We start from the raw sequence: 20,309 nt of genomic DNA, 5'->3' as shown, positions 1-20,309 counted from the left end.
TGCTGTCGGTATGACGGCTCCTAACCGGAAACTAACCGCGGCCCCCGCACCCTCGGATGAGGGAGGTGCCATGCGGCTGCTGCTGGTGGAGGACGAGGTCGATCTGGCCGACACGCTGGCCGACGGCCTGCGCCGAGAGGGGTACCTCGTAGACGTCGCGCGCGACGGCGCGAGCGCGCTGACAGCGGCCGCGGCATCCGACGTCGACGTGATCGTGCTCGATCGCGACCTGCCGGTGCTGCACGGGGATGCCGTCTGCCGCACCCTCGTGGCGCAGGGGTATCCCGCGCGCATCCTCATGCTCACCGCCGCGGGCGCCCTCACCGACCGCGTCGAGGGCCTCGACCTCGGCGCGGACGACTACCTCGCCAAGCCCTTCGCCTACGTGGAGCTGCTCGCGCGCATCCGCTCCCTCGCCCGCCGCACGCAGAGGACGCGGCAGAGCGCGGTGCGCGAGTTCGCCGGGATCCGGCTCGACGTGGCCCGGCGCATCGCGGAGCGGGAGGGGATGCCGATCCGGCTCACCCTCAAGGAGTTCGGGGTGCTGGAGACGCTGCTCGCCGCCGAGGGCGGATACGTGAGCGCGGAGGAGCTGCTCGACGAGGTGTGGGACGAGCCGCTCGAACGGACCCGCGGCGTCGTCAAGATCGTGGTGCACACGCTGCGCCGCAAGCTCGGAGAGCCGGCCGTCATCCACTCGGCGGCCGGCCACGGATACCGGATGGGAACGTCATGAGACGCATGAGCTTCCGCACCAGGCTGGTGCTGATCATCACCGCGGTGTTCATCGCGGCGGGCGCCGCCCTGCTCGCCGTGCAGTACCTGGTCGTGCAGCAGCTGTTCGCCTCTGCCATCTCGCTGACGACGCAGAGCTGCGTGCCCGCGAGCACCCTGACCGACAGCACCGACGTCACCGGGACGACCGCGCCTGAGGGCGCCGTCCCCTTCTCCACCTTCGGGTCGACGGACAGCGCGACCATCACCGGCTGCGCCTATTTCGAGGAGGTCGCGCAGGCGATACCCGCATCGACTCCCGCCCAGACCGTTGCGGTCGACTCGGTCGGCGGCGCGGTGCTGCAGCAGTCGACCTTCCTCGCCGACGAGGTGGGCGGCGGCCTGCTGCTGTGGTCGGCGGTGACCCTCCTGGCGTTCACCGGGGTGGCCGCCGCGATCGCGTTCTGGCTCGCCCGGCGCTCCCTCGACCGCATCGGCGAGGTCACCGCCACCGCACGCGACATCTCCGAGCGCGACCTCGGACGACGCCTCGACCTCCCCGGCCCCGACGACGAGATCAAGGAGCTCGGCGACACGATCGACGGCATGCTCGACCGCCTGGAGTCGGCGTTCGCCGCGCAGGACCGCTTCGTCGCGAACGCCTCCCACGAACTGCGGACCCCGCTCACGACCACCCGCACCGCACTCGAGATCCCGCTGGCCCAGGGCGACGTCCCGGAGGGGTTGGAGCCCAACATGCGCAGGGCCCTTCGCGCCACCGAGCAGAGCGAACGGCTCATCACCGCGCTCCTCACGCTCGCCCGCTCCCGCACCGACCTCAAGCACGTCGAGCACGTCGAGGTCGACAGCGTCGTCTCGGCGGAGATCGAGGAGCTCGCGGTGAACGACGTGACGCTGCACGCGGACCTCTCGGCGGCGTCGATCGACGGAGACGGGATGCTGATCGCCAGGGCCGTGCGCAACCTGCTGGAGAACGGCATCCGCCACAACGTCACGGACGGCGAGCTGTGGGTGCGCGTGCGCCGCGGCAAGGATCGCGTCGTCGTCGAGGTCGAGAACACCGGCGCCCCCATCGCGCCGGCGACGCTCGCGCTGCTCACCGAGCCCTTCTACCGCGGAGACGCGACGCGCACGTCGACCGGTCCGGACGGCACAGGGCTGGGCCTCGCGATCGTGCAGAGCGTCGCGGAGAAGCACGGCGGAACCCTGCATCTCACCGCGCGCCCCGGCGGCGGCCTGATCGCCGCCCTCTCCCTCCCCGCCTAGCGCCTCAGCGCAGCTGAGGGGTCAAGAAGTGCCGCCTCCCACTCCCCGGAGACGGCACTTCTTGACCCCTCGACGCAAGATCGAGCGTGCGAGAGCGCGGACGCGCGCGCGAGCGCGAGGGAGTGGGCGTCAGTCGACGACCCAGCCCAGGCGGTCGCCGTTCTGCTCGAGCCAGGCGTCGACGGCATCCGCTTCCTTGCCCTCGCCGTACTGGTTGACGACGAGGTCCTCCAACGAGCCGTACTGCTCGTCGTCCAGACGGATCTTCTCGATGAGCGCTGCGGCCTCGGGGAACTCCTTCGCGAAGCCCTTCGTGCCGAGGAAGTGCAGCCCCTCAGCCTCGCCCATCGCGCCCTTCGGATCCTCGAGATCCTTCACGGGGAACGCATCGTTGGCCCAGAAGGGGCGCCACAGCGTGACCACGATGTCCTCCTGCTTCTCGGTCGCGGCCTTCAGCTCGGTGAGCATGGCAGCGGTCGAGGAGGTGAGCAGCGAGTACTCGCCGTCCAGCCCGTAGGCCGACAGCATCTTGACCGTCTGCTTCGTGAGACCCGCACCGGGCTCGATGCCGACGATCTTGCCTCCGAAGTCCGCGCCCTTGCCCGCGAGGTCCTCGATCGAGTCGATGTCGGAGTACTCCGGCACGGCGATCGTGAGCTTCGCGTTGTCGTAGTACGCCCCGAGGTCTTCGATCGAGTCGGCGTACTTGGTCATGTACTCGGCGTGCGTCAGCTCGGGCCAGGCCGACGGGTAGAGGTCGACGTCGCCCTGAGCGAGTCCCGCGTAGAGCGGCCCCGCCTCGGTGAGCGTCTTCATCTTCACGTCGTAGCCGAGCTTGCCGAGCTGGTCCTGCAGCAGGTACGCGGTGCTGAGGCCGTCGGTCCAGCTGGGCAGGTACCCGAGCGTGATGGTGCCCTTGTCTCCCGTGCTCTCCCCACCGGTCGACCCGCTGCCGGTGAGGCCGCTGGTGCCTCCGGCGCCGTCGGTCGCGCAGCCGACGAGGGCGAGGGATGCCGCGGCGACGAGGGCCGCGGAGATGAGGATCCTGTTCTTAGGCATTCTGCAGCTCCTTCTCTTCGGCGGGCGTCTCGGGCTCAGCGGCGGTTCCGGCTGCGGATGCCGCGTCTGCGCTCTCGGCGGAGCGGCGGTGGGCCAGCATCCAGAGCAGCGACGAGGGGTTCTGTCCCAGCGAGCCGAGGGAGGCGGTGACGCGGTCGAGGAAGACGGCGATGAGCACGACGCCCAGACCGGCCTCGACGCCCTTGGCGATGTTGACGGTGGAGATCGCCTCGACGACCATCTTCCCGAGGCCGTCGGCCCCGGCCATACCGGCGATCACGGCCATCGAGAGGGCCAGCATGATCACCTGGTTCACTCCGGCGAGGATCGTCGGCATCGCGAGCGGAAGCTGGATGCCGCGCAGGATCTGCGCCGGTGTCGCGCCGAAGGCCTGACCGGCCTCGACGGTCTCGGAGTCGACCCCGCGGATGCCGAGCTCGGTGAGTCGCACGCCAGGGGGCAGGGCGAAGATGACCGTCGCGACGAGCCCCGGCACCACGCCGATGCTGAAGAACACGATCGCGGGGATCAGGTACACGAACGCGGGCATGGTCTGCATGAAGTCGAGCACCGGCTTCAGCACCGCGCGCACGGTCGGGTTGCGGGCCGACCAGATGCCGAGCGGGATCGCGATCAGCACCGCGACGATCGCGGCGACGAGCACCAGGGCCAGCGTCTGCATGGCGGGCACCCACAGGCCCATCGCCACGATGAGACCGAAGGAGATCACGGTGCCGATGGCGAGCTGCCAGGAGCGCACGAGCCACGCGATGAGGGCCGCCACGGCGATCACGACGAAGAAATACGGCAGCAGCAGGAGGTACGTGAGGCCCTCGACGAGCGACGTCACGACGAACGAGACGACTCCGAGGAGACCGTCGAGGTTGTCCTTGATCCAGTCGACGGCGGATTCGACCCACGTGCCGACGGGGAGATGGAAGTTCATCGGGTGGCCTCCTCGGCGCTGTCATCCGTGCGTTCGAGTCCGCGCTCCACGACGGGGAACGTCGCGGGCTCGGCGGTCCAGCCGTCGTCGAGCACGGCGTCGATCTCGGCCTGCGGCATCGGCATGAGCGGCAGGGTGAGCTCTCCCGTCGCGCCGGGGCCGGGGCCCAGGGCGGCGAGGAGGGTGACGCGGGGGATGACTCCGACCAGGCGGCCGGCGGCATCCGTCACCGCGAGCGGCACGGGGGACTCGACCGAGGGGATGAAGAGGTTCATCAGCACCTCGTCCTCGTTCACGGCGAGCGGCACCGGCTTGAGGATCGAGTCCAGCGTGGTGATGCCCTTGCGCACGAGCTTCACGGCATCGCGGTCGGTCACGATGCCGACGAGCTGGCGGTCGCGGCCGACCACGTACGTCGCCGACATGTAGGCGTCGCGCATCTGGCGGAGCGCCGTGCGGGGGCCGGCGGTGTGCGCCACGACGGGACGAGGGCGCTCCATGACGTTCGCGGCGGTGAGCACACGGGCACGGTCGACGTCCTGCACGAACTGCTCGACGTAGTCGTTCGCAGGGTCAGTGAGGATGTCCTCCGGCGTGCCGATCTGCACGATGCGGCCGTCGCGCATGACCGCGATCCGGTCGCCGAGGAACATCGCCTCGTTGAGGTCGTGCGTGATGAACACGATCGTCTTCTGGAGCTTCTGCTGCAGTTCGAGCAGCTGCTCCTGCATCTCGCGGCGGATCAGCGGATCGAGCGCGCTGAACGCCTCGTCCATCAGCAGGATGTCGGTGTCGGCGGCGAGCGCGCGGGCGATGCCGACGCGCTGCTGCATGCCGCCGGAGAGCTCGGAGGGCAGCTTGTCGCCCTGGCCTTCGAGACCCACGAGGGTCAGGATCTCCTCGGCCTTCGCGAGACGCTCGCCCCTGGGCATCCCCTTGAGCTCCAGCGGGTAGGCGACGTTCGCGGCGACCGTGCGGTGCGGGAGCAGGGCGAAGTGCTGGAACACCATCGAGATGCGGTCGCGGCGGATCTCCCGCAACCGCGAGGCCGGGATGCCGGTGATCGGGTCTCCTGCGACGATGACGCTGCCGTCGGTCGCCTCGTGCAGCCCGTTGAGCATGCGGATGATGGTGGACTTGCCGGAGCCGGACAGCCCCATGATGACGAAGATCTCACCGCGGTTCACGGTGAAGCCGGCGTCGATGACGGCGGCGGTTCCCGCGTCGACGACGTCGGTGCGGCTCTCTCCGGACTTCAGTCGACGGACGGCCTGGTTCGGGTTCTTCCCGAAGACCTTGTACAGATGGCGCGCTTCAAGTGCGATTTCGGACACGTTTCCCCCGCGGCGCGCCCTGTGGGGCGAGCCCGCTTCGGTTACGCCCGGGTGACGTTCACGGGGCCGTTTCGAGTGCTTCGCTGTGGCGGCGCTGGCGAGGGATTTCGGATCCCTCGCAGAGAACATCGACCGTACGCCCGCGCCTCTTCGCAGCACAGCACATCGAAAGAAGGACGCGGCCGCGGACTGATCTTGGGCCGTCAGGCCCTCAACCCAACCTAACGAAATGGCCGGTCAGGGGCAAATCCGCAATTCTGATCACTGTTCGGTTTCGTCGGCTGACCGGGGGATTGAACGGGGTGGACGAGTATGGTCTCCCCCATGAGGATCTGGCTGTCGGCGTGGGAGTGGTCGTGCTGCGGAGAGCCGTTCGAGACCGGCTCGGAGGTCACGCTGGGCGTCAGCACAGAGGTCGGAGAATGGTTCGGGAAGACCCTGGGCGAGGTGTTCGCGAACTCCCTCGACGGCGTCGAGATGCACCACGAAGACGATCCGCTCCCGCAGGTCACGGGGATCGTGACGAGCATCGCGGCAGTCTGGCGGCGGCACGAGAACGGCGGCCGGATCACCGATCCCGCGAACCTCGACCCGATCCCGCGAGTCCCCTGGCGCGAGGAGGGACGAAGGCCCGCCGGCTACCTCGTCGACCTGGACGTCTCGCACTGATCGCCGACGCCGCCCACCGCGGCCCGCGATCAGTCGGGCAGCAGCCGTTTCGTGAGCGCCTGGACGTCGCCGTCGAGGCCGTCCAACCGATGCTCGACCCGATCGAGCCGCTTCTCGATGCCGACGAACCGACGATCCATCTCGCCGAAGCGTCGATCGACTTCCTCGAACCGTCGATCCACCTGCTCGAACCGATGATCCACGCTCTCGAATCGGACGATCATCTCCGTCTGCAGGCCCTCGATCTTCGTGTTCACCGTGGCGAACTGCGCGGAGATCGTGCGCATCATCAACTGCGTGGACAGCGCGATCGTTCCGGTGAGGGCTGCGGCGAGGATGCCGAGCGCGGTCCATATCTGAGGTTCTGTCACGGTGAGCACCTTTCCATCCTCCGGGCTGAGGGCTTCAGATTGCCAGCCATCGAAGTGAGGGAAAGTCCCTGTCAGAGGAGAATTCCGGATGCTGTGGAGAACTCGCGGGATGGCTCGATTGTGAAGGACGAGTGGGGTGTTCTGCAGAGAGCGATCAGCGCCGGATGCTGCGGGTCACCGTGAACTTCGGGGTGCGCAGCACCTGCTCCGTCTCGCCGATCAGCCGCGACAGCTCCGCCCGGTATCCGAGGGAGGAGTTGTACACGGTCCACAGCTCGCCGCCGGGGCGCAGCATCCGCGCCGCGGCCTCGAACAGCCGGGTCGCCGCCCCGGGGTGGATGCTGGCGCCGAGGTGGAACGGCGGGTTCAGCAGCACGACGTCCGCGCTCGCATCGGCCAGAGCCGAACCGGCATCGTCGTGGGTGACCGCGATGCGGTCGGCGAGCGCGTTCGCCTCGACGGTCGCTCGCGCCGATGCCACGGCGGACGCCGAGCGGTCCGTCGCGATCACCCGCGCCCCCGGATGGGCGAGCGCGTAGGAGACCGCGAGCACGCCGGTGCCGCAGCCCAGGTCGATCACGGTCGGCGCCCCGTTCACAACTCCGCAAGATCGGGAAGAATCCCGGCCTTCAGGGTCGATATCAGCGATTGCGGGGCCGTTCTTGCTGAGTTGTGAACCGAATCCGGCGAGGGCGTCGAGCAGCACACGGGTGCCGATGTCGATCCGGGAGCCGGCGAACGCCCCGCCGTGCGCGACGACCGTGAGGCCGCCGTGCACCGTCGACACCGGGAACGGCGCGGCCGCGGGAGCCGGCAGAGGCGCGGAGGCCACGATCAGCCGGGACTTCCGCTCCGCCCGCTGCGGCTGCACCTCCGCGAAGCTCCGAGCGAGCACGTCGTTCTGCGCGAGGGTCATGTGCTTGACCCGCCCTCCGGCCACCAGAACGGCGTCGGGCGCGGCCCAGCGGGCCACGGCATCCGTGATCTCCTCCAGCTCCGCGAGCGCCTTGGGCAGCTGCAGCAGCACGAGCCGCGCGCCGTCGAGCAGCGAGCGGTCGAGCTCGTACGACGCGAATCCGCTCAGCCCCAGCTCCTCGGCGTTGCGCAGCAGGGCGCGCCGCCCCGTCGCGAGGTCCTGGTGCACGCGCACGCCGGTGCGACCGGCATCCGTCAGCGCCAGCGTGATCGCGCCGTACTCGTCGCCGATGACCGCGATCTCCTCGCCGGCGATGCCGAGCGCGAGCGCCCTCTCCACGAGCAGCAGGTCGGTGGCGTCGTGGGCCTGGAGGTTCTCGGCCTCGACGTCGGGCCACCGCCGCAGGCGGTCGTAGGGGAAGTCGGGCACGTCCCCACGATACGCGGCCGTCGCCTACCCGACCTCGCGGGCGATGCGCGCGGCCGTGCGCTCCAGCAGCGGGATGCGGTGGGCGAGATCGTCGAGGTCCTGCACCATCCGGATCGCGGTGAGCGACAGGGCGCCGACCACGCCCATCGCGGTGCGGATCGGCACGGCGACGCAGTTCACGAAGTCCTCGAACTCGGCGTCGTCGACCGCCCATCCGCGGGCCGAGATGACGTCGAGCTCGGCGTCGAGGGCGGAGCGCGAGGTCAGCGTGCGCGCGGTGTGCGCGGTCCAGTCGGTGCCGGCGAGCACGGCATCCCTCCTGTGCTCGTCGAGATCCGCGAGGATCGCCTTGCCCACCCCCGTGCAGTGCGGGAGCACGCGCGAGCCGATGCGGGAGTACATCCGCACACCGCCCTGATCCTCGACCTTGTCGACGTAGACGATGGTGTCGTCGATGAGCGCGGCCACGTGCAGCGTGTTGCCGACGACCTCGTGCAGCTCGCGCAGGTGCGCGGACGCCGCCCTGCGCAGGTCGAGGTTCTCCAGCGCGATCTGGGCGAGCGAGACGAGGTGGAACGCCAGCACGTACGCCCCGTCGGCCCGTCGGCGCACGTACCCCACGTCCTCCAGGGTCTGCAGCTCACGGAACATGGTCGAGCGGTGCAGGTCGAACTCGGTCGCGAGCTCCGCCACGCTCTTCGGCCTCGCCGCGATCGAGTCGATGATGAGGGCGGCCCTGCGCACGCTCTGAGACACGGCGGGGCCTAGAAGAAGGTCCGCACGAGCTCGACCACGCGGTCGTCCTCAGCGGACGCGACGACGGGCAGGTAGTGCCACTTGTCGAAGGCGGTGCAGGGGTGGGAGAGACCGAGAAGGACGACGTCGCCGATGCCGACCCCGGCATCCGTCAGCCGCAGGAAGGTGTGCTGGTCGTTCATCGACGACACCGTCGCGCCGGCGAGCGGGGCGAGGGCCGCTCCGGGGTCGGCGGCGACACCCTGCGGCGTCGGCAGCCCCTCGTCGAACGGCAGGTCGCGCTTGCCCCCGTCGAGCAGCGCGAGCCCCGGCTCGGGGTGCGAGACGACGCGGGTCCAGCCGTGCATGGCCGAGCGCAGGATGCCGTGCTCGCCGTCGTACGTCTCGTCGAGCGGGGAGATGCCCCGGTAGAAGCCGTCGTCGTGCACGATGTAGGCGCCGGAGCGGAGGGTCCAGCGGGTGCGCTCCCCGCGGGCGATGGCGGGCGCGTAGACCTCGGCCACGAGGTCGAAGTACGCGCTGCCTCCGGCCGTCACGAACACGTCGCCCTCGTCGTCGTAGAGGTCGGCGAGGGAATCGTGCAGCGCGATCTGGTCGCCGAGGTAGCGGCGCACGGCGGCGAGCGCCTCCGGCGAGCGGTCGTGCCCGAGGCTGCCCTCGTAACCGGCGACCCCGGCCAGCCGCAGGACATCGGATGCCGCGATCAGCCGTGCGATCTCGCCGGCCTCGTCGAGGGTGCGGGCGCCGGTGCGGCCTCCGGGCGCTCCGAGCTCGACGCACACGTCCACGCGGCGGGGCACGCCGATCTCGCGCAGGGCGCTCTGCATTCGCTCCACCGTGTCGACGGAGTCCGCCCAGCTGAGGAAACGGAACTCCGGGTCCGCCAGCTCCTCGGCGAGCCAGCGCAGCGAACGGGGGTCGACCACGGCGTTCGCGAGCATGATCTCCTCGAGGCCGAAGGTGCGCGCCGCGCGCACCTGATCCATGTTCGCGAGGGTGATGCCGGGGCATCCGGCGTCGAGCTGGCGCTGCCAGAGCGCGGGGGCCATCGTCGTCTTGCCGTGGGGCATGAGCTCGAGCCCCCGCTCGCGCGTCCACGCGGCCATGACGTCGACGTTGCTGCGCATGGCGCTGTCGTCGAGCGCGATGAGAGGGGTCCAGAACTCGGAGAGGCGGGGCGCGGTGGCGAGGAACGCGTCGACGGTCATCCCGAACGCGCGCTCCGGGATGCCCTTGTCTCTGGCCGAGAGGCGCTCAGCGCCGAGTCCGTCGAGCAGCAGTCGCTGTGCCATGGGTTCCTCCTCATACGGGTTCTGCGTCGAACCTACCCCCGGATGCGCCGGTGTGCACATGCTGCAACTCTCGTTGCGGGGAATGCACACGCTCGACATCATGGCACTCATGACCCCTGCCGCCACGCCGGCCCTGATCGCGATCGGGGAGACCATGCTCCTCGTCACCCCTCGCGACGCGACCCCCCTCGCCGACGCCGACGACGTGCGCCTGAGCATCGGGGGCGCCGAATCGAACGTCGCCGCCCACGTCGCGATCCTCGGCGAGAGCTCCGCCTGGGTGAGCCGCCTCGGCGACGAGGTGCTCGGGCACCGCGTGCACCGCGCCGTCGCATCGCGGGGCGTCGACACCCGCTGGGTCGGGTTCGACGCGGATGCCCCCACCGGGGTGTACTTCAAGGACCCGGGCAACGGCGTGCGCTATTACCGTGCGGGTTCCGCCGCCTCGCGCATGACGCCGGACTCCGTTGCCGACGTGCCCCTCGAAGACGCACGGATCGTGCACGTCTCCGGCATCACCCCCGCGCTCTCCGCGAGCTGCGCGGCGATGATCGAGGCCGTGATCACGCGGGTCTCCGCGAGCCCCGCCCTGCTGAGCTTCGACGTGAACCACCGCGCCGCGCTGTGGTCGGCATCCGATGCCGCCCCCGCGCTGCTCGCCTTCGCGAACCGCGCCGACATCGTGTTCGTCGGCCTGGACGAGGCCGAGACCCTGTGGGGATGCCGCACCGCCGCCGACGTGCGCGCCCTCCTGCCCTCCCCCGCGCACGTCGTCGTGAAGGACGGCGACGTGGGTGCGACGGAGTTCTCCGCCGACGGCGTCGTGTTCGCACCGGCCATCCCGACCGAGGTCGTGGAGGCCGTCGGCGCGGGAGACGCGTTCGCCGCGGGCTACCTGGCCGGGATGCTGCAGGGTCGGTCTCCGCAGGAGAGCCTGCGGGCAGGGCACGAGCGCGCACACCTGGTGCTGCAGTCGACCGAGGACGTGGTCGGCGCCGCGCAGACGGATGCCGTGGGCTGACCGCCCGCGGTCGATGACGAGAACGGCCGCCCCCGCGGCCCGTGAGAGAAGAGACCGGCTGCCGCGGCGGCCGCGACGAGAGAGGGAAGACGATGGACAACTCCGGTTTCGAGGAGCTCTTCGGCGGCGCACGGCTGATGGCGATCCTGCGCGGCATGGGCGTCGAGCGCAGCCTGGCGGTGTCGACGACCGCATGGGACCTCGGCATCGACATGGTCGAGCTTCCCATCCAGACGCCCGAAGACCTCGAGGCGCTGCGCGCGGTCGCGGCGGCGGCGCGCGAACGGGGCAAGATCGTCGGCGCCGGAACCGTGGTGTCGCTCGAACACGTCGCCCAGGCGACCGCGGCGGGCGCATCCTTCACCGTGAGCCCCGGACTCGACCTCGACGTCGTCCGGGCGTCGCACGAAGCGGGGATGCCGAGCATGCCCGGCGTCGCCACGGCGAGCGAGGTGCAGCTCGCCCTCAAGGCCGGCCTGACCTGGGTGAAGGCGTTCCCGGCATCCGTGCTCGGGACGCCGTGGCTCACCGCCATGCAGGGCCCCTTCCCGCAGGCGAGGTTCGTGACCACGGGCGGCATGAACGCCGCCAACGCCGGCGACTACCTGAAGGCGGGCGCGAGCGTCGTCGCCGTCGGCACCGCGCTGGAGGACCCGGCGCAGCTCCCCCTCCTCGCCGCTCTGCTCGACGGTTCGGACTCCTGAGCCGCCGCACACCCCGACAACGCCTCCAGAGAGCCTCCCCGACGTCTTCGTCGGGGAGGCTCTCTCGCGTGAGACCTACCCGGCTGTGAACGAGATGTTCGACGAGTACCAGGTCGTCAGCGCACGCTCGGCGTCTTCGCGAGCGCGATCGTTCTCGCGCTCGCCGGCCGAGGTCAGGTACGCCGGATCCTCACCGACCGATTGCGCCGTGTCGTCAGGCTGATTCTCTCGAGACATGCCCACACGATACGTCGACAGGTCGGTCGCTGTCACGAGATCGAAGGAGGACGCGCCTTCCCGCGACCTCTTGACACAACTCCCGGTTGCATGGTTACCTAGTCGAGTAACTAACCCACTAACCATCGGAGGACTCGTGATCGAAGAAGGCAAGCCCCTCTTCCTCCAGATCGCCGAGCAGATCGAGGACTCGATCCTCGACGGCTCGCTGGCCGAGGAGTCTCAGGCGCCTTCGACGAACGAGCTCGCCGCGTTCTACCGGATCAATCCGGCCACCGCTGCGAAGGGAGTCGCAATGCTCACCGACAAGGGCGTGCTGTACAAGCGCCGCGGCATCGGCATGTTCGTCGCCGCCGGCGCGAAGGACCTGCTCCTCGGGGAGCGCCGTTCCGCGTTCGCCGAGCGCTACATCGACCCGCTCCTCACCGAGGCCCGCACGCTCGGCCTCGACGCCACCGACCTCGCGGCACTGCTCGCCGAGCGCGCCGCCCGCACCGAAGGGAACCCCGCATGACCGCGGTCATCGAGGTGCAGAACCTCACCAAGAGATACCGGGACAAGAGGGCGCTCGACGACGTGTCGCTGTCGCTCGAGCCCGGCGCGATCTACGGCCTCCTCGGCCGCAACGGCGCAGGCAAGACGACGCTCATGTCGATCCTCACCGCGCAGAACTTCGAGACGTCCGGCTCCGTGCGGGTGTTCGGCGAGCACCCGTACGAGAACGCCCGCGTGCTCGGTCGGATCTGCTTCGTCCGCGAGGGGCAGAAGTACCCCGACGATGCGACGCCCCGGCACGCGTTCTCGGCCGCACGCCTGTTCTTCCCGCACTGGGACCAGACGCTCGCCGACCGGCTGACCGCCGAGTTCCAGCTCCCGTTGAAGCAGCGCATCAAGAAGCTCTCGCGAGGGCAGCTCTCCGCCGTCGGCGTGATCATCGGCCTCGCCTCGCGCGCCGAGCTCACGTTCTTCGACGAGCCCTACCTCGGCCTCGACGCCGTCGCCAGGCAGATCTTCTACGACCGGCTGCTCGAGGACTACGCGGAGCACCCGCGCACCGTCATCCTGTCGTCGCACCTGATCGACGAGGTCTCCAACCTCATCGAGAAGGTCATCGTGATCGACAACGGCCGGATCATCCTCAACGAAGACACGGATGCCGTGCGCGACCGTGCCGTCACCGTGGTCGGTGACGCCGCCAGAGTCGACGCCTGGGCCGCCGGCCGTGAGGTCCTTCATCGCGAGGCGCTCGGGAGAGTCGCCTCGGTCACCACGCTCGGCGAGCTCAGCGCCGCGGAAAGAGCGGAGGTCGCCGCCGCCGGCCTCGACCTCGCGCCGGTCTCGCTGCAGCAACTCGTCGTGCGGCTCACCCAGCGCGGCGACGTCACCGCCGCCGAGAAAGAGGAGGTGCGCTGATGCGACGCACACTCAACGTCGTCCGTCTGCAGATGATCAACCGGCAGACCTTCATCTGGACGCCGCTGATCATCCTGGTCGGGGCGACCCTGCTCTCGATCCTCGTCTACGCGATGATCCCGGTCGACACCCCCAAGTACGGTGGTGCAGGGCAGGCGCCGCTCTGGTACTTCATGGCGATCGGCATCGGGGCGATGACCTACACCTTCCCGTTCTCGCAGGCGCTGAGCATCACGCGCCGGGAGTTCTTCCTCGGCACGATGCTCACCGCGGTGCTCGCCAGCGCCCTCATGGGGGTGCTGTTCCTGATCGGCGGCGGCATCGAGGTGCTCACGCACGGCTACGGCGTGAACGGCTACGTCTTCTACCTGGACTGGCTGTGGGAGGCCGGACCCATCGGCGCCTTCGTGGTCTACTTCACGCTCGCCCTCGGCCTCTTCGTGCTCGGCTTCACCGGGGCGACGATCTTCAAGACCTGGGGGCTCACCGTCCTCACGATCTCGTGGGTGGCCGTGGCGCTGCTGCTCGTCGGCCTGGGGTTCCTGGCGACGAAGCTCGACTGGTGGGGCGGCTTCTGGGAGGGCGTGATGACCCTCGGCGCCCTCGGCCTCGCGCTCTGGGGCCTCGTGGTCACCGTCGGCCTGATGGGGATCTCGTTCCTCGCCTTCCGGAGGGCGCTCCCCTAGACGATCGGAGGACGGATGCCGCGGCTGCACGGACACGTGCGGTCGCGGCATCCGCGTCTCTGCGCGCGAGGGGTCAGATCGCGTCGTCGGCGGCCAGGAGGTCCATCTGCCAGGCGCGGCCGTCCGGATCGTCCTGGTCGTGGGCGTCGACGGCCTCGGTGATGACCTCGTCGATCCGCTCCAGCAGGGCGCTGAACTCGTCGGTCGTGAGGCGCACCACGCGCTGCACGAACGCCGCGTGCACCCCGCTCGCCCGACCGGCGACGTACTCGGGGGTCCACTCGACCACGCGTCGCATCATGTCCTGATGGTCCTCGGCGAGAGAGCGGATCATGACGCTGCCGAGGGCCTCGTCGGGCACCGGGCTCTCCGGGCCGCCGAGGTTCAGCGCCAGCTTGCGCCCGACCCAGACCCGGTCGCGTCGATCGCGCGCATGCTCGGGGGCCTCCTCGATGAGTCCGGCATCCGCCAGCACCCGCAGGTGGAAGCTCGCGCTGTTCGGGGCGATGCCGAGCTCCGCGGCGACATCAGCGGCCCGCAGGTGGTCGCGGCGCGCGAACAGGGCGATCATCTGCCGTCGCAGCGGGTTCGCGTACGCCTTGAGCATGTCCGACGTCATCCAGACCGGATCGACGCGCTTCTCCTCGCTCATCCCGCCAGTGTATCCGCATCCAAAGTTGCGCAATAGGAGTTGCGCAACTTCTCTTGCGTAACTATCGTGTGAGCATGACCACCGTGACCGCGCCCCACAGGCTGTGGCAGAACACCCGCTACCTCACCTGGCTCCTCAGCGACACGAGCAAGGGGCTCGCGGCATCCCTCTTCGGATTCGCCGTCCCGCTGCTCGCGCTCATCATCACGAACGACCCCGCGCAGGCGGGCATCATCGGCGGCGCGGGCATGGTCGCGCGACTGCTGACCACCCTCGCGGGCGGGATCCTGGCCGACCGGCACCGCCGCATCCTCCTCATGCTCATCGGCTCCCTGCTCGGCGTGCTGCTGTCGGCGGCCTTCCTGCTCCTCGCCCTCGCCGACGCGCTCACCTTCTCGACGCTGCTCGTCATCGACGTGCTGCTCGCCGCCCGCAGCGGGCTCTTCGACGTCGCCGGCGAGAGCGCCATCAAGGAGATCGTCCCCGACGAGGCGATGGGCCGCGCGCAGGCCGCGAATCAGGGACGGGATGCCGCTCTCCAGCTCGTCGGAGGACCGCTCGGCGGCCTCCTGCTCGGCGTCGGCGGATGGCTGGTCGGCGCGGTGATGGCGCTGTGCCACCTGGTCGCGGCCCTCACCGCATGGATGCTCCGCCGGGGCGCGCGTCGCGACGGGATCGTCGGCACCGGCACGGACGCCGATTGGGAGAGGCGAAACCCGGACGAGGTTCGCGCCGGACGGCGTGTCGAGGTCGGACACGCGGATGCCGACACGGACGCTCTGGGTCTTCCCACCCCATCCGCAGGTCATCCGGCATCCGCGAGTCATCCGACATCCGTCGTGAAGACGAGCGCGTGGACGGAGTTCCGCGAGGGCTTCTCGTGGCTGCTCTCGCGCCCCGACCTGCGCGGCGTCCTCTTCATCACCACGATCATCAACCTCGGCTTCAACGCGGCGATCACCACGGTGATCTACTCGCTGCAGCAGTCCGGATACTCCGCGGTGTTCATCGGCGCACTGTCGGCGGCGCTGGGTGGAACGATGCTGCTCGGCGCCATCGTGGCTCCGATGCTCGTCCCCCGGATCAGTGCGGGAACCCTGACGATCGTGAGCCTCGCATGCGCGACCGCGGGCATCGTCGCCATCTCGATGATCACCGAGCCCTGGCTGATCGTCGGTGTGCTCGCCGCATCGGTGTTCCTGCTGCCCGCGCTGAACGCCGCGCTGATGGGCTACTTCATGGTCGCCACCCCGTCGCGGCTGCTCGGCAGGGCCAACAGCGCCGCCGCCGTGCTGGGCATGGGAGCCATGCCCCTCGCCCCGCTCATCGCCGGCTTCGGACTCGCGTCGGCCGGACGCGAGTGGACCGTCATCGCGTGCGCCGTGCTGTGCCTCGTGGCGGTGGCCCTCGCCGTCGGCAACCGCGCGCTGCGCGCGCTCCCCACCGAGTCCGGCTGGACCGCGCACGCGACGCAGTTCGAGTAGAGCGCCCCGGCGCACGCACCGCGCCGCACCTGCGGGAGACTGGAGCGGGACCGAAGGGGACGCTCATGACACGACGATGGCGGGATGCCGTGCTCCCGACGATCGGCCTCGTCGCCGCCGCGGTCGCCGTCAGCTGGACGATCACGTTCTCGGTGCCGGTCGTGGTGCCGACGGCATCCGACACCGCCGACGTCGCCTTCGGCTGGCCGCTCCCCTGGTACCACCAGGATCTGTCGCGCTTCGCCTACGTCGACCACCCCGTCGAGGTCACGGTCGTCGGCGACCGCGCAGACCCGGTGCCGACGAGCGTCGACTGGCTCGCCTTCTCGGGGAACGTCGCCCTCACGGCCCTCGTGCTGTGGCCCATCGCCCTCGTGCTCATCCGCGGCCTCGCGCGGCTGGTCCTGCGCGCGCGGGACGACGCGCCGACGGGAGAGACTTGACCCTGACACTGTGGAAGAAGGGATAACGGAAGCATGTTATCCATCGGAGCCTTCGCGCAGATCGGCCAGGTGACCCACCGGATGCTTCGGCACTGGGACACCGCCGGTCTGCTCGTTCCCGCCCACGTGGACGAGTTCAGCGGCTACCGCTCGTACGACCCTTCGCAGCTGGAGAGGCTGCATCGGATCGTCGCGCTGCGCCAGCTCGGCTTCGGCCTCGACGACATCGCGCTGATCCTCGAACAGGGGATCGACGCGGAACGGATCGCGGCCATGCTGCGTCTGCGTCGCGCCGAGGTCGAGGAGGAGCACCGGATCGCCGCCGCCCGACTCGTGGACGTGGAGCGGCGGCTCCATCTCATCGAAAGCGAGAACCAGATGTCACAGGTCGAGATCATCGAGAAGCCCCTCCCCGCCGTGCGGCTCGCCGCGCAGACGGCATCCGTGCCCGAACACGAGGTCGGCTCCACGGTCGGCCCCCTGTTCGAGAGCCTCGAGAACGTGCTCGGCGACGAGTGCGGCGCCCTGTCGACGCCGATCGCGCAGTACAGCCTCGGCGAAGACGGCATGGACATCACGGTCGGCTACGCCTACGGCGGCGAGCGCCGCGACGGGTTCGAGCTCGTCGACCTCCCCGCCGTCGAGCTCGCGATCTGCGGGGTGCACCTCGGCGCGATGGACCGCATCAGGGAGACCTGGAGCGCGGTGCACGCCGAGATCATCGCCCGGGGCTACGTGCCCAGCGGACCCTGCCGCGAGCTCTACGTGCGCGCCGTGTCTGAGGACCAGTCCGACTGGGTCACCGAGCTGCAGCAGCCCGTCGAGCGCCCGTGATCTGATTCTCGGATCACCCCTGGCCTGATCCCCGGGCGCAGCTTCGGAGACTCCGAGGCCCATCGCACACCTCTGGCCTGATCCCCCGGGCACAGCTTCGGAGATGCCCGACCGACACGCCGCATCGGCGGTCCAGGAAGCGGCGTGTCGGTCGGCTGCTCCGAAGTCGTGCCCGGCATCCGACCCGAAGTCGTGCCCGGGCATCCACTCGAGATCGTGGCCCCGAATGGACGACCGAGGAACTCCCGGGGAGACAGACGGAGCCGAGCAGGAAAACAACCGCGTCCATGTATCACGAACCTCTTGCCGCGCTCCTTATAGGTGTGATCACAATGGGACTCATGATCGACGGCGCACCCGACGCCGATCTCGATCCGGCAGCGGACGACGGGGCGGCGCGGTGGCAGCGTGCCGCAGCCTTCTTCGACGCATGGCGAGACGGCGACAGCCGCGCGATGGACGACCTCGTGCGACTGATGACACCTGTGCTCTGGCATGTCGTGCGCGCGTACGGGCTGGAGCGGATGCTCGCCGAGGACGTGGTGCAGACCACCTGGCTCCGTCTCGTGCGCGGGCGCGAGACGATCGCCGACTCGCGCGCCGTCGCCGCCTGGCTCACCACCACGGCACGGCGCGAGGCGTGGAAGGTCGGCAAGGCCCACGGCAGGGTCGACACCGCAGAACCGGAGGACCTCGACGCCCTCCTCCCCGAGCAGTCGTCCGCCGAGGATCACGCGGCGACCGGCGACGAGAACCGCCGCCTGTGGGCCGCGGTGCGCGTGCTCGACGACCGCTGCCAGCGTCTGCTGCGCGTCGTGGCGTTCGACGACCGCCCCGACTACGCCCGCATCGCCGCCGACCTGTCGATGCCGATCGGCAGCATCGGCCCCACGCGCAAGCGCTGCCTCACCAAGCTGCGCGACCTGCTCGACCCTTCGCCGAGGGGAGGTCTCTCGTGAACGAGCACGATGATGCGGAGCTGTTCGCTCGGCTGCGGTCGATGTGGTCGGATGTCGACCCCGTTCCCGCCTTCCTGATCGACCGCATGATCGCGGCGGTCGCCACCGACTCCCTGTCGGAGGAGTACGCGCTGCTCACCATCGTCGAGCGCCCGCTCAGCGAGGTGCGCGGAGAAGCGGATGCTCTCACCCTGCAGTTCAGCGACGGCACCACGAGCATCCTGCTGCACGTCACCTCGACCGCGAACGGCCGGCGCCGGGTCGACGGCTGGGTCGACACGGCCGCGGCGGAGATCGTGCTCACGCAGGGCGACGCCGTCCGCACGACGACCCCCTCCGAGACGGGGCGATTCGTGTTCGACGACGTGCCGCCCGGACTCACCCGCGTGCGCCTGTCCACCAGGATCGGCGACGACGTGCGCACCCTGTCGACCCCGCAGTTCGAACTGTGATCCGCTCCGCGCGGGCACGAGACGCGGGCACGCCCGCACCGAGAGGATGACCGATGGATCAGCCCAAGGGATGGACCTGGCAGGACCGAGCGGAAGGGTCGATCCGCCGCGGCTCGGCGCTCGACCCGAACGTCGAGCCGGTCGACGGCATCCGGGCGTTCCCCACCGCGTACCTGCCGGAGCGCCTGCTGATCACGCACGATGACGACAACGGGGCGTACGACCAGGAGGTCAAGACCCTGCACGAGGCCGCCGGGTCGTTCGGCTGGGAGCTCGTGCTCGAGGAGCCGGAGCTGCGACGGGGGCTGACCGCCGAGATCCCGTGGTTCGTACGCGCCCATCTCACGACGCCGGATCAGCCGGTGCGCGGGGAATCGCCCGTTCCGCCCGACGCCTGGCGAGTGCTGCAGCGCGCCCGCCGGATCTCCCGATCGCGGATGCCGCGGACCAGCCTCGAGCACGTGCTGTCGATCGACCCGGTCGGGCTCAACCCGTTCACCAGGACGAACCCGTTCACGCGCACCAATCCGTTCACGCGCACGAACCCGGTGGGACCCGGCGGCGCGGCGGGCAGCGAGGACTACCTGCAGCCCGGCCGCGGCGCACGCCAGCCGGTGAGCTGGCTCGGCCCGGCGCCTTCGCGCGCCGCGACCCCGCGGAAGGGCCGGAGACCTGTGGTCGCCGTTCTCGACACGGGATGCGGGGTCCACGACTGGCTCCCTGAGGGAATCGTGACGCGGCACGTGGAGCTCGACGGCGTTCCCGTCGGCCTGACGGACGACGCCGATCCGGAGCGCTATCCCGACCTCTATGGTCAGCTGGACGGCGAGATCGATGCCGTGGCAGGGCACGGCACGTTCATCGCCGGCCTGATCCGCCAGGCCGCCCCTGACGCCGACATCCTGTCCGTGCGCATCGCCGGAGCGCTGGGCGTGGTCGATGAGAGCACGTTCCTGAACACCCTCGCGCAGGTCGTCGAGCTCCTGCGCCGGCATCGCGAGAATCCGCGCACCGGGTATCCGATCGATGTGCTCAATCTCTCCCTCGGGTACTACCACGAGACGCCGAGCGACGGCCTGTTCAGCCTCACTCTGAACGCGCTGCTCACCAGAGCGCGAGAGCTCGGCTGCGTCGTCGTGTGCTCTGCGGGCAACGACGCGATCGATCGACCGTCGTTCCCCGCGTCCCTGTGGGCGTGGCCGGGAGCCGACAACGGCATCCCCCGGGATGACGACGCTCCGCTGGTGTCCGTGGGCGCGCTCAACCCGTCGTCCCGCTCGGTCGCACTGTTCTCGAATGTCGGCCCCTGGGTGCGCGTGTACGCACCCGGTGCTGCGGTGGTGAGCACGTCGCCCGCCTTCGTCGGCGGAGAGCAGGCGACCTCGCGGGCCGACGTCGACGGGCTGCGTCGCGAGACCCTCGATCCGGACGACTACCGCGGCGGCTTCGCCGTGTGGAGCGGTACCTCGTTCGCCGCTCCCTACGTGGCGGGGCGGATCGCGGCGCAGTTGGGCACCGTCCCCCTGGGCGGAGTGAAGACGGATGCCGCGATCGCAGCCGTCACGTCGGTGCTGAACGCACTGCCCGCGCCGACAGAGGGGGTCTGAACCGGGGGCCGTCTTCGAGACCGCCGTCCGGGCGACATCAGCGG

The 20,309-nt window shown here is 70.0% G+C and carries 23 protein-coding genes; 14 read left to right on the top strand and 9 right to left on the bottom strand.

Going from position 1 to position 20,309, the window contains the following annotated elements:
* Positions 1–70 precede the first annotated feature (70 nt).
* On the top strand, positions 71–736 hold the full coding sequence (locus tag ACFY5A_RS06240) for a response regulator transcription factor (RefSeq protein WP_387232424.1): 666 nt from the start codon (positions 71–73) through the stop codon (positions 734–736).
* Positions 737–741: 5 nt separating this feature from the next.
* The gene (locus tag ACFY5A_RS06235) at positions 742–2,001 is read left to right on the top strand and encodes a sensor histidine kinase (RefSeq protein ID WP_387232422.1); all 1,260 of its coding nucleotides are present in this window, start codon (positions 742–744) and stop codon (positions 1,999–2,001) included.
* Between the two features lie 129 nt (positions 2,002–2,130).
* On the opposite strand, the gene ACFY5A_RS06230 is transcribed toward ACFY5A_RS06235, so the two are convergent.
* From ACFY5A_RS06230 to ACFY5A_RS06220, 3 genes are read right to left on the bottom strand one after another with little or no spacing between them, the layout of a single operon-like run.
* Positions 2,131–3,060 (bottom strand): glycine betaine ABC transporter substrate-binding protein, encoded by a 930-nt coding sequence (locus tag ACFY5A_RS06230; protein ID WP_387232420.1) that lies wholly within the window; start codon positions 3,058–3,060, stop codon positions 2,131–2,133.
* A complete protein-coding gene (locus tag ACFY5A_RS06225; protein WP_105675739.1) occupies positions 3,053–4,006 on the bottom strand; it encodes a proline/glycine betaine ABC transporter permease in 954 nt (317 codons plus the stop codon). The genes ACFY5A_RS06230 and ACFY5A_RS06225 overlap by 8 nt, the downstream gene beginning before the upstream one ends.
* Complete coding sequence (locus ACFY5A_RS06220; protein WP_223587374.1) at positions 4,003–5,340, bottom strand: glycine betaine/L-proline ABC transporter ATP-binding protein; 1,338 nt, start codon at positions 5,338–5,340, stop codon at positions 4,003–4,005. The genes ACFY5A_RS06225 and ACFY5A_RS06220 overlap by 4 nt, the downstream gene beginning before the upstream one ends.
* Positions 5,341–5,664: 324 nt before the next feature.
* On the opposite strand from ACFY5A_RS06220, the gene ACFY5A_RS06215 reads away from it, so the two are divergent.
* Positions 5,665–6,009 carry a DUF6578 domain-containing protein gene (locus tag ACFY5A_RS06215; RefSeq protein ID WP_341940666.1) on the top strand — a complete coding sequence of 115 codons (345 nt, stop codon included), beginning with the start codon at positions 5,665–5,667 and terminating at the stop codon, positions 6,007–6,009.
* Positions 6,010–6,038: 29 nt separating this feature from the next.
* Here the strand turns inward: ACFY5A_RS06215 and ACFY5A_RS06210 are convergent, their stop codons facing one another.
* The 4 genes from ACFY5A_RS06210 to ACFY5A_RS06195 all read right to left on the bottom strand — a co-directional run bounded on the left by ACFY5A_RS06210 (position 6,039) and on the right by ACFY5A_RS06195 (position 9,773).
* The gene (locus ACFY5A_RS06210; RefSeq protein ID WP_341940667.1) at positions 6,039–6,380 is read right to left on the bottom strand and encodes a hypothetical protein; all 342 of its coding nucleotides are present in this window, start codon (positions 6,378–6,380) and stop codon (positions 6,039–6,041) included.
* 154 nt (positions 6,381–6,534) lie between these two features.
* Entirely contained in the window at positions 6,535–7,725 is a 1,191-nt protein-coding gene (locus ACFY5A_RS06205) for a class I SAM-dependent methyltransferase (RefSeq protein WP_387232417.1), read from the bottom strand.
* 24 nt (positions 7,726–7,749) lie between these two features.
* On the bottom strand, positions 7,750–8,481 hold the full coding sequence (locus ACFY5A_RS06200) for an IclR family transcriptional regulator (RefSeq protein ID WP_341940669.1): 732 nt from the start codon (positions 8,479–8,481) through the stop codon (positions 7,750–7,752).
* An 8-nt stretch (positions 8,482–8,489) separates the two neighbouring features.
* A complete protein-coding gene (locus ACFY5A_RS06195) occupies positions 8,490–9,773 on the bottom strand; it encodes an alanine racemase (protein ID WP_387232415.1) in 1,284 nt (427 codons plus the stop codon).
* Between the two features lie 100 nt (positions 9,774–9,873).
* Here ACFY5A_RS06195 and ACFY5A_RS06190 point away from each other — a divergent pair, with 100 nt between their 5' ends.
* Both ACFY5A_RS06190 and ACFY5A_RS06185 read left to right on the top strand, forming a co-directional pair.
* Entirely contained in the window at positions 9,874–10,794 is a 921-nt protein-coding gene (locus ACFY5A_RS06190; RefSeq protein ID WP_387232413.1) for a sugar kinase, read from the top strand.
* Between the two features lie 92 nt (positions 10,795–10,886).
* Positions 10,887–11,498: a bifunctional 4-hydroxy-2-oxoglutarate aldolase/2-dehydro-3-deoxy-phosphogluconate aldolase gene (locus ACFY5A_RS06185; protein WP_387232411.1), complete on the top strand. Its 612-nt coding sequence runs from the start codon at positions 10,887–10,889 to the stop codon at positions 11,496–11,498.
* A gap of 75 nt (positions 11,499–11,573) precedes the next feature.
* Here ACFY5A_RS06185 and ACFY5A_RS06180 read toward each other — a convergent pair whose 3' ends face one another.
* Positions 11,574–11,735, bottom strand: coding sequence for a hypothetical protein (locus ACFY5A_RS06180; protein WP_341940673.1), 162 nt, complete (start codon positions 11,733–11,735; stop codon positions 11,574–11,576).
* Positions 11,736–11,871: 136 nt separating this feature from the next.
* Between ACFY5A_RS06180 and ACFY5A_RS06175 the strand changes: the two genes are divergently transcribed.
* Genes ACFY5A_RS06175 through ACFY5A_RS06165 form a run of 3 tightly spaced genes read left to right on the top strand, consistent with a single transcriptional unit; the run spans position 11,872 to position 13,834 of the window.
* Entirely contained in the window at positions 11,872–12,249 is a 378-nt protein-coding gene (locus tag ACFY5A_RS06175) for a GntR family transcriptional regulator (RefSeq protein ID WP_105675753.1), read from the top strand.
* Positions 12,246–13,148 (top strand): ABC transporter ATP-binding protein, encoded by a 903-nt coding sequence (locus ACFY5A_RS06170; protein WP_105675755.1) that lies wholly within the window; start codon positions 12,246–12,248, stop codon positions 13,146–13,148. Before ACFY5A_RS06175 ends, ACFY5A_RS06170 begins: the two co-directional genes overlap by 4 nt.
* Entirely contained in the window at positions 13,148–13,834 is a 687-nt protein-coding gene (locus ACFY5A_RS06165) for a hypothetical protein (protein ID WP_223587382.1), read from the top strand. Before ACFY5A_RS06170 ends, ACFY5A_RS06165 begins: the two co-directional genes overlap by 1 nt.
* Positions 13,835–13,907: 73 nt before the next feature.
* Here the strand turns inward: ACFY5A_RS06165 and ACFY5A_RS06160 are convergent, their stop codons facing one another.
* Positions 13,908–14,486 carry a helix-turn-helix domain-containing protein gene (locus tag ACFY5A_RS06160; protein ID WP_387232409.1) on the bottom strand — a complete coding sequence of 193 codons (579 nt, stop codon included), beginning with the start codon at positions 14,484–14,486 and terminating at the stop codon, positions 13,908–13,910.
* Between the two features lie 74 nt (positions 14,487–14,560).
* Here ACFY5A_RS06160 and ACFY5A_RS06155 point away from each other — a divergent pair, with 74 nt between their 5' ends.
* The 6 genes from ACFY5A_RS06155 to ACFY5A_RS06130 all read left to right on the top strand — a co-directional run bounded on the left by ACFY5A_RS06155 (position 14,561) and on the right by ACFY5A_RS06130 (position 20,265).
* Entirely contained in the window at positions 14,561–15,970 is a 1,410-nt protein-coding gene (locus ACFY5A_RS06155; RefSeq protein ID WP_341940675.1) for an MFS transporter, read from the top strand.
* A gap of 65 nt (positions 15,971–16,035) precedes the next feature.
* Positions 16,036–16,413: a hypothetical protein gene (locus ACFY5A_RS06150; RefSeq protein WP_341940676.1), complete on the top strand. Its 378-nt coding sequence runs from the start codon at positions 16,036–16,038 to the stop codon at positions 16,411–16,413.
* A 33-nt stretch (positions 16,414–16,446) separates the two neighbouring features.
* Entirely contained in the window at positions 16,447–17,247 is an 801-nt protein-coding gene (locus tag ACFY5A_RS06145; protein WP_387232407.1) for a MerR family transcriptional regulator, read from the top strand.
* 332 nt (positions 17,248–17,579) lie between these two features.
* Positions 17,580–18,206 (top strand): RNA polymerase sigma factor, encoded by a 627-nt coding sequence (locus ACFY5A_RS06140; protein WP_387232405.1) that lies wholly within the window; start codon positions 17,580–17,582, stop codon positions 18,204–18,206.
* Complete coding sequence (locus tag ACFY5A_RS06135; protein ID WP_341940679.1) at positions 18,203–18,658, top strand: hypothetical protein; 456 nt, start codon at positions 18,203–18,205, stop codon at positions 18,656–18,658. The genes ACFY5A_RS06140 and ACFY5A_RS06135 overlap by 4 nt, the downstream gene beginning before the upstream one ends.
* Positions 18,659–18,711: 53 nt before the next feature.
* Positions 18,712–20,265, top strand: coding sequence for a S8/S53 family peptidase (locus ACFY5A_RS06130; protein WP_105675772.1), 1,554 nt, complete (start codon positions 18,712–18,714; stop codon positions 20,263–20,265).
* Positions 20,266–20,309 lie beyond the last annotated feature (44 nt).

Source organism: Microbacterium sp. NPDC012755, from assembly GCF_042901325.1.
Lineage (GTDB): Bacteria > Actinomycetota > Actinomycetes > Actinomycetales > Microbacteriaceae > Microbacterium > Microbacterium natoriense.
This window is presented reverse-complemented; position numbering and strand designations above follow the sequence as displayed.